Annotated in this window: 7 protein-coding genes and 1 pseudogene; 2 read left to right on the top strand and 6 right to left on the bottom strand. The window is 69.3% G+C overall.

Going from position 1 to position 7156, the window contains the following annotated elements; translation table 11 throughout:
* From ACWDSL_RS50705 to ACWDSL_RS50680, 6 genes and pseudogenes are all read right to left on the bottom strand, one after another.
* A pseudogene (locus tag ACWDSL_RS50705) lies at positions 1-391 on the bottom strand (beta-ketoacyl-[acyl-carrier-protein] synthase family protein); the annotation flags it as partial.
* Positions 381-692, bottom strand: coding sequence for an acyl carrier protein (locus ACWDSL_RS50700; protein WP_450496211.1), 312 nt, complete (start codon positions 690-692; stop codon positions 381-383). The pseudogene ACWDSL_RS50705 and the gene ACWDSL_RS50700, both read right to left, overlap by 11 nt.
* On the bottom strand, positions 689-964 hold the full coding sequence (locus ACWDSL_RS50695) for an acyl carrier protein (RefSeq protein WP_014174207.1): 276 nt from the start codon (positions 962-964) through the stop codon (positions 689-691). The genes ACWDSL_RS50700 and ACWDSL_RS50695 overlap by 4 nt, the downstream gene beginning before the upstream one ends.
* Positions 965-1021: 57 nt before the next feature.
* Positions 1022-2416: a class I adenylate-forming enzyme family protein gene (locus ACWDSL_RS50690; RefSeq protein WP_450496208.1), complete on the bottom strand. Its 1395-nt coding sequence runs from the start codon at positions 2414-2416 to the stop codon at positions 1022-1024.
* Entirely contained in the window at positions 2416-3618 is a 1203-nt protein-coding gene (locus tag ACWDSL_RS50685; protein WP_450496206.1) for a 3-dehydroquinate synthase II family protein, read from the bottom strand. Before ACWDSL_RS50685 ends, ACWDSL_RS50690 begins: the two co-directional genes overlap by 1 nt.
* On the bottom strand, positions 3615-4475 hold the full coding sequence (locus tag ACWDSL_RS50680; RefSeq protein ID WP_450496212.1) for a 2-amino-3,7-dideoxy-D-threo-hept-6-ulosonate synthase: 861 nt from the start codon (positions 4473-4475) through the stop codon (positions 3615-3617). The genes ACWDSL_RS50685 and ACWDSL_RS50680 overlap by 4 nt, the downstream gene beginning before the upstream one ends.
* Positions 4476-5042: 567 nt before the next feature.
* On the opposite strand from ACWDSL_RS50680, the gene ACWDSL_RS50675 reads away from it, so the two are divergent.
* Together ACWDSL_RS50675 and ACWDSL_RS50670 are read left to right on the top strand one after the other, a co-directional pair.
* Positions 5043-6401: an MFS transporter gene (locus ACWDSL_RS50675; RefSeq protein ID WP_450496204.1), complete on the top strand. Its 1359-nt coding sequence runs from the start codon at positions 5043-5045 to the stop codon at positions 6399-6401.
* A gap of 153 nt (positions 6402-6554) precedes the next feature.
* Entirely contained in the window at positions 6555-7079 is a 525-nt protein-coding gene (locus ACWDSL_RS50670) for a hypothetical protein (protein ID WP_450496202.1), read from the top strand.
* Positions 7080-7156 lie beyond the last annotated feature (77 nt).

The raw sequence follows: 7156 nt of genomic DNA, 5'->3' as shown, positions 1-7156 counted from the left end.
CGTCGGCGGCCCGCTCCGCCGCCCCGGAGGCTTCGGACCGGTGGTCGGGGACCGGCGTGGCCCCGGCGGCGGTTCGCCAGTGCCGGGTGATGCTGGTGCAGTCACCGGCGACGCCGAGCAGCACCGCTGCCTTCGTGCCCGGACGGAGGCCCGCCATGTCGACGGCCTCCGTACCGCACTGCGCGAGCGCATGGCGCAGCGCCCAGTCCCAGGCCGCGTCGGGTCCGTCCGGGGCGACGCCCGCCATCGGCGTACGGTACGGGCCGGTGTCGAACCTCGTGGTGGCCCGGAACGAGGGGACTCCCGCGAACACCCCGCGCCGCAAGGCCTCGGCGCCTGTGCCGAACGCGGTGCGCACACCGAATCCGGTCACCGTCACCTCACCGCTCATCGCGGCCGTCCTCTGCTGCCCGGTCGGTTTGCGCGGCGCGCAGATACGCGGTGAGCCGCCGCAGCGAGGTCAGCCCGACGACGTCCTCGTCGCTGGGCTCCACGACCAGGCCGTAGCGCTCCTCCACCACATGCAGCAGCCACACCAACCCGAGGGAGTCCAGTACCAGTTCGGCGTCCTCGTCGAGCTCGGCGGGCACTGCCGGGAAGACCCTGCGGTCCGACAGCAGCTCCCGGACGGTGTCGGTGGTGATGGGGCAGAGGGCAAGACCGCCGTCGCTCGCTGTGTCTCCCGCGCTCATGCCTTCGCACCGCGTCGGGCGACCTCGGCGACGAGTTGGCCGAGGTTCAGGGAGGCCAGCGGCTCGATGTCGGCGTCCGGGATCTCTACGCCGAACCGCGACTCCAGCCGCAGGGTGAGCTCGATCAGGCTCAGCGAGTCGAGCTCAAGCCCCTCGACGGTCACCGGGCTCTCGTCCGTGATGCCGTCGCGGCTCGTCAGGAGGCTCATCTCGTCGATGACCGTGGCCAGGACGAACTCGCGGATCTCGCCCTCCAGCGTTGGCGTGTCCATGAATGAAATCCTCACGTGAAAGAAAAGTCGTACGAAGGTGTGAACAGCCCCGGCCGGCTACCCTCCGACCGTCGCGGCCGCCTGGAGCGTGGCGGCCTGACGCACCAGCTTCCCGTTGGACGTGCGGGGCAGGGTGTCCAGCAGCCGGATCACCCGCGGCAGCTTGTAGTCGGCAAGCCGCTCCCGGCACCAGCGCAGCAGCTCCTCGGCGGACGGGCGGTCGTCCCCTGCGGTCAGCGCGACATAGGCCTCGGTCACGCCCTCGTGGACCAGAACCGCCTGCTCGACGCCCGGGTGCTCGCGGAGCACATTTTCGACCTCGGTGAGATCCACTTTGAGGCCGCCGATCACGACGAGGGAGTCGGCGCGGCCGCGCACCCGTACCGCCCCGGTGCCGTCCACCGTGGCCCGGTCCCTGGTGTGCAGCCAGCCGTCCGCGAACTGGGCGCCGCCCGAGTCGAAGAGATACGGCGAGTCATCGAGCGCGATGTCAAGTTCACCCCCGTGCTCACGTACCACCACACCCGGTACGGTCCGGCCGACCGACGGCCGCAGCGCGCCGCTGACGTCCATGGCGACCACACCGGTCTCCGTGGTCCCGTAGGACTCGCCGACCGGTACGCCGTACCGTTCGGTGAACCGCGCCGCGACCTCGGGGGGCATCAGCTCGCCGCCCGACACCGCGACCCGCAGCTCGGGCAGTTCGGGGGGATCGATGGCGGCGGCGAGCAGTTCGTAGTGCATCGGCACCCCGAACAGGGCGGTGATCCGGTGGTCGACCGCCGTCCGCAGGATGTCGCGGGCCGAGATCCGGGGCGCGAAGACCACGGACACACCGGCCGCCAGTGAGTGCAGCAGCCCGCCGATCAGTCCGAAGCTGTGCGCCGTCGAACTGAGCAGCAGCAGCCGGTCGCCCTCGCCGGGCATCCCGGGGATCGAGGCGAACCGGTCCACCTCGGCCTCGATGGCCTGGGCGGTCCTGCCGATCACCTTCGGCCGTCCGGTGGAGCCCGAGCTGAACTGGACCAGCCGGTGCCCGGTGGTGGCCGGTCGGCCGGTTCTTCGGCACTCGGTGACGATCTCGTACTCGGGCCGGAAGCCGGACGCCCCCTGGACGTTGGAACCGGCCCGGACCATGAACTGCGGTCGGCAGGAGGCGCAGAGCGCTTCCACCTCGGCCGGTTTGAGCCGGAAGTCGAAGAGCGTCACCTGGGCACCGAGCCGCCACAGCGTGAGCAACACCTCGACCTGGGTGAAACTGGGCGGCGTCCGCAGGCCCACAGTGCTGCCCGGACCGATGCCGTACCCGGTGAACACCTCGGCCTGCTTGGCCACCCGCTCCCGTAACTCGCCCCGGGAGATGGTCAGCTGTCTGTGCGTCAGATAGGACAGGTTGTCATTCCGCCCGTCGAACAGCCTCTGGATCACGGGTGCCATGCCTGTGGTGTCCATCAGAATTCCTTGCAGAACTCGCCGATCGGCAGGCCCACATGGCGCTTGTCCGTGGCCAGATAGCCGAGCAGTTCATCGCCGGTCCGCAGCTCGGTGACGTTGAGGACCTTCCCGCCCGGGCCGAGTACCCGTACATGCCAGTCGTCCTGCACGGTCAGGCTGACCAACTGCCCGTCCTCGGCGTGGGCGCGGATCTCCAGCAGCGGCCGGGACTCCAGCTTGGCGCGGCCGACCACGACCCGCCGGGTGCGGCCGTTGGCGCCGACCGCCAGCAGGGCGTGGCCGGAGCCCACCTCGCTCAGATAGCTGGTGCGGTTCTCGGGCCCGAGCGTGTACGAGTGCAGGGCGCCGGCGTTGACCCGGAACGGCCGGGTCGGCATGTACGGCAGCGGATGGGTTTCGCTGCAGCAGAGGATGAACCCGGAGGAGTACGAGCCGACGAGGATGCCCTCGTCCTCCTCGAAGTGCGAGCAGGTGTCCACACAGACCCGGTCGCCGAGCCCGACGTGCTGGATGCTCTCCACCGTCAGCGTGGCCAGCTCCAACTGCGGTGTGGTGGCCTCCAGCAGCCGGGCCAGCGCGAACACCTCGTCGGCGGTGCGGGGCGGGTACAGGATGCCGTCCGAGCCGCGCTCCAGCACATCGAAGACGATGGCCGCCTCTTCCAGGTCGGCGACGGTGGTGAGCAGCTTGCCCTCGGCGGACTCGGCCGCGGCGAGCACGATCTCCAGCGGGATCTTGGTCGGGTCGGCGAAGTGGATGACGGTGTACGGCAGCGCCATCGCGCCCGCGCACGACAGCCGCAGGGTGCGGTCGTCGCGTACGTCGATGAAGCCGGCGGTCGGCGTGCCACTGGTGGCACGGTTGTCCGCGGCGAGGGCGTCGAGCTCGTCCTGGGCGGTGAAGGTCCGCAGCAGGACGTCCCATCCGGCGCCGGACGGGGATGTGGTGGTGGCCTTCGCCTCCTTGGAATCCCCCTTGGTTTCCTTCGTTTCCTTCGTCTCCTTGGCACCGGGCTTCTTCGCGGTGTCCGTGGCCGGATCCCCGGGGATCAGCACCCGGGTGACGGTCGGGGGCAGCGTCGCAAGCAGTTCGGCATCGGTGGCCAGCACCCCGGCCATCCGGGTGTGGACGGCCGCGTCCACCACCGCCTGGAGCTGTGGCCCCGGGACTTCACGCAGATCGATCCATGCAAACCTCATGCGATACCTGCCACCATCGTCGAGTAATGGGCCATGTCATCGGTCCGTCCGTCGGGACGCGTCGCCGGTTCGGTGCCGTCACCGCCGCTGCTGCCGCCACTGCCGCCGTGTACGACCGCGGAGAGCCGGGACACCAGCGCGGCGGGTGAGGGGGAGGTGAAGACCCGGCGGCCGATGGCCAGCCCCCGACAGCCGGAGGCCATGACGGCGGTGCCGTATTCGATGAGGTCGGAGCCGTCGGGCGGGCCTCCGGCCGCCAGGATGGGGATGGGGCTGTTGGCCACCACCTCGGCCATCCGGTCGAGCGGCAGGGCGACGGAGGTCTTCACCATGTCGGCGCCCAGATCCGCGGCGACATTGGCCAGATGCGAGAGCAGGGCGGGATCGTGCGGGTTCTCGATCCGCGGGCCCCGGGGGTAGACCATCGCGATCAGCGGCATGCCCCACGCATCGCAGGAGCGGGCCACCGCCCCCAGATCGGCGAGCTGCTGCGCTTCGGTGTCCGACCCGATATTCACATGCACGCTGACCGCGTCCGCACCGAGCCGCAACGCCTCCTCGACATCGCCGACCAGCACCTTGGCGTTGACATCGGCGGAGCAGGCGGTACTGGCGCTCAAGTGCACCACCAGGGCGCAGCTTTTGAGGATGTCCGGTGCGAGGGCGCGGGCACGTCCCTTGTGGACGACGATCCCGTCCGCCCCGCCGGCCACCAGCGCCCGGAGCAGATCGGTCCACTGGTCGGCGGGGACGATCGGGCCGTCCGACACGCTGTGGTCGAGTGGGACGAGCAGGTGTTTGTCGTCACCCGCCAACGACAGTCGTCTTAGGCGAAATAACTTGCCGTTTTTCATCATGAGTAATGCGCCTTCCATACCCAGAGGCCGCATGGCAAGGTCTGGCAGCGGCTTCGAGTGAAAATCCTGGAAAAGCGGAACTACGGCATCCCGTTGGGGCCTCCATGGCCGAAAAAGAGCGGTCATGAAACTTTCAAGTTCTTGCCCGCCTCAGCATTCACCGGGTGATCGCCCGTTGGCAAGGTGTGACTGCCTGGGAATTTTTACACTGAACTCCGCATATTTATTAGCCCTCGACCGGGTTGTTGGGGGTTGAGTCGTGGTCGTGGTGGGTCGTTATGCGGAAAGTGGTGGGGGTGGTGCCGCATGGTGCGCTCTGTGCGACTTCTGGAGATGTGTCCACCCGTAGCCGCGGCGGACGTTTATGGCTGGTGAGCTGTGTAAAGAGGCGCTTATTCGTCTCCAGAACCCGCGACATCCCCCGGCTAAATCGGATGGCCAGGCTTCCTTGTCGAAATCGAATTTCGGGGTTTAGAGTGACACCCCGCTCCGATTCGTGTTGCATGCGAGGCCGTCCCCATCTGGACCCGGACCGTTTGGTTCCGGGCATACCGGAAGTGAACCCCCATGCCCGATTCCCCCGCCAAGATCGCGCTCGAGACCGCCCGTCCCAGACCGGCCGTCGCACCACCGCCGGAACCGAAGAGCAAAGCAGCGCGGATCGCCGTCGCGAGCCTGATCGGCACCACGATCGAGTACTACGACTTCGCCGTGTACGGCACCGCCGCCGCGCTCGTCCTCGGCCCGGCCTTTTTCCCCTCCGGGAACGACACCGCCTCCTCCTTGGCCGCATTCCTCACGTTCGCCGCTGCCTTCCTGGCCCGCCCCCTCGGCGTCGTACTGTTCGGGACGATCGGTGACCGGCTGGGTCGCCGACGGGCCCTGGCCACCTCACTGTTGCTGATGGGCGTGGCAACGGTGGGCGTCGGACTGTTGCCGACGTATGAGACCGCGGGACTCCTCGCTCCCGTCCTGCTGGTGACGCTCCGGCTGCTGCAGGGCGTGAGCATGGGTGGCGAGTGGGGTGGCGCGGTGCTGCTCTCCGTGGAACACGCGCCACCCGGGCGCCGCGCGCTGTACGCGTCCATTCCCCAGGCCGGCCCCTCGCTCGGCTTCCTGCTGTCCAGCGCCGTCATCCTGCCCACCCTCCACCTCGCGGGCCGGGACGGCTTCACGCACGGCGCCTGGCGGATCCCCTTCCTGCTCAGCACCGTCCTCGTACTGATCGGCCTGTGGGTGCGTACGACGGTCTCCGAGTCACCCGTGTTCAGCCCGGAGGCCACCCGTACAGCACCGGCGCCGACGCCGGTGTCCCGCTTTCCGCTCGGTGTACTTCTCCAACAGCATCCCGGTCGGCTGCTGCTCGGCGTCGGCGCGGCGCTCGGTGGCTCAGCTGTTTACTACCTGACGATCGTCTACAGCATCTCGTACGGTCCGAAGTCACTCGACATTCCGCAGAACACGATGCTGACCGCCGCGAGCATCGGTGCCGCGGCCGGAATCGCCATCACCGTCCCGGCCGCCAGGCTCGCCGACCGGGTCGGCCGTCGCCCGGTGATGCTGACCGGGGCCGTCGGCTGCGTGTTATGGGCCGTGCCCATGTACGCCTCGCTGAGCTCGCGCGACGCCCTGACGATCACCGGCGCCTATACGGTCGGACTCGTGCTGCTCGCGCTGATGTTCTCTCCGGTGGCGGCATTCCTGGCCGAACTGTTCCCCGCCCGGCTGCGCTACACCGGCGCCTCCGCGGCCTTCATCCTCGCCAACACCCTCGGTGGCGGCTTCGCCCCGTCCATCGCCACCTGGCTGAACAGCCGGTGGGATTCACCGCTCGTGCTCGGTTTCTACACCGGCGGGCTCTGTCTGGTGAGCCTCCTGTGTCTGCTGGCCCTGCCGGAGACCCGCGACTGCGAGTTCGACACCTAGGCGGTCGGTGTCCGCTGTGCCTCCGCACGGACGCGAGCGAGGCCGAACTCGTCGGCCACCCGCCCTGCGGGCGGCGATATCCGCAGGTGTAGCGTGAAACGGATCCGGCCGGTCCGTCCGGCGAACCTGTGTCCTGACGGGGGACCTTCCGCCATGCGCCACCTTCCTCGCGTCGCCACGTTCGGCGCCCTCGCCGCCTCCGCCCTCCTCGCCCTCTCGGCCTGCTCCAGTGGCGGCTCGGACGACGCATCGTCCGATGCCGACGGGAAGAAGGGGAAGGAGAGCGCGAGCAGCAGCGGCTCGCCGGGCGCAAAGGCCACGTCGTCGCCGTCCGCCGGGGCGAGTGGTGCGGCCGACGGATCCGGCCCCGCCAAGCCCGTCACCTCCAAGGTCGAGGTCAGCATCAAGTCCTGCCAACTGCGCGATGCGGCCAAGCTGTTCGCGGTCGTCCAGCTCGACAACGTGAACGGCGCGGCGGACTACGCCTACACCGTCAAGGTCCGCTTTCTGAACTCCGCGCACCCCGACAAGGCGGTCTACGTCACCCTCGCCGACCAGCCCGTCCAGGCCGGTGCCCGGAAGAGCGCACTCGCGTCCGGCGTCTGGAAGGGCGACTCCGCCGCGATGCCGCAGACCTGCGAGGTGGCCAAGGCGACCAAGGTGAAGCTGGCGGGCTGACCCCGGCCGCGGCCGCGTGTGGCCGGAGTCGCGCCACGGAGTGTCGCGCCGTCACCGGGACCCGTCCCGGTGACGGC

This window comes from Streptomyces sp. NPDC000941, assembly GCF_053599555.1.
Note: the sequence above shows the minus strand (reverse complement) of the source record. Positions and strands in the feature narration are given on the sequence as shown.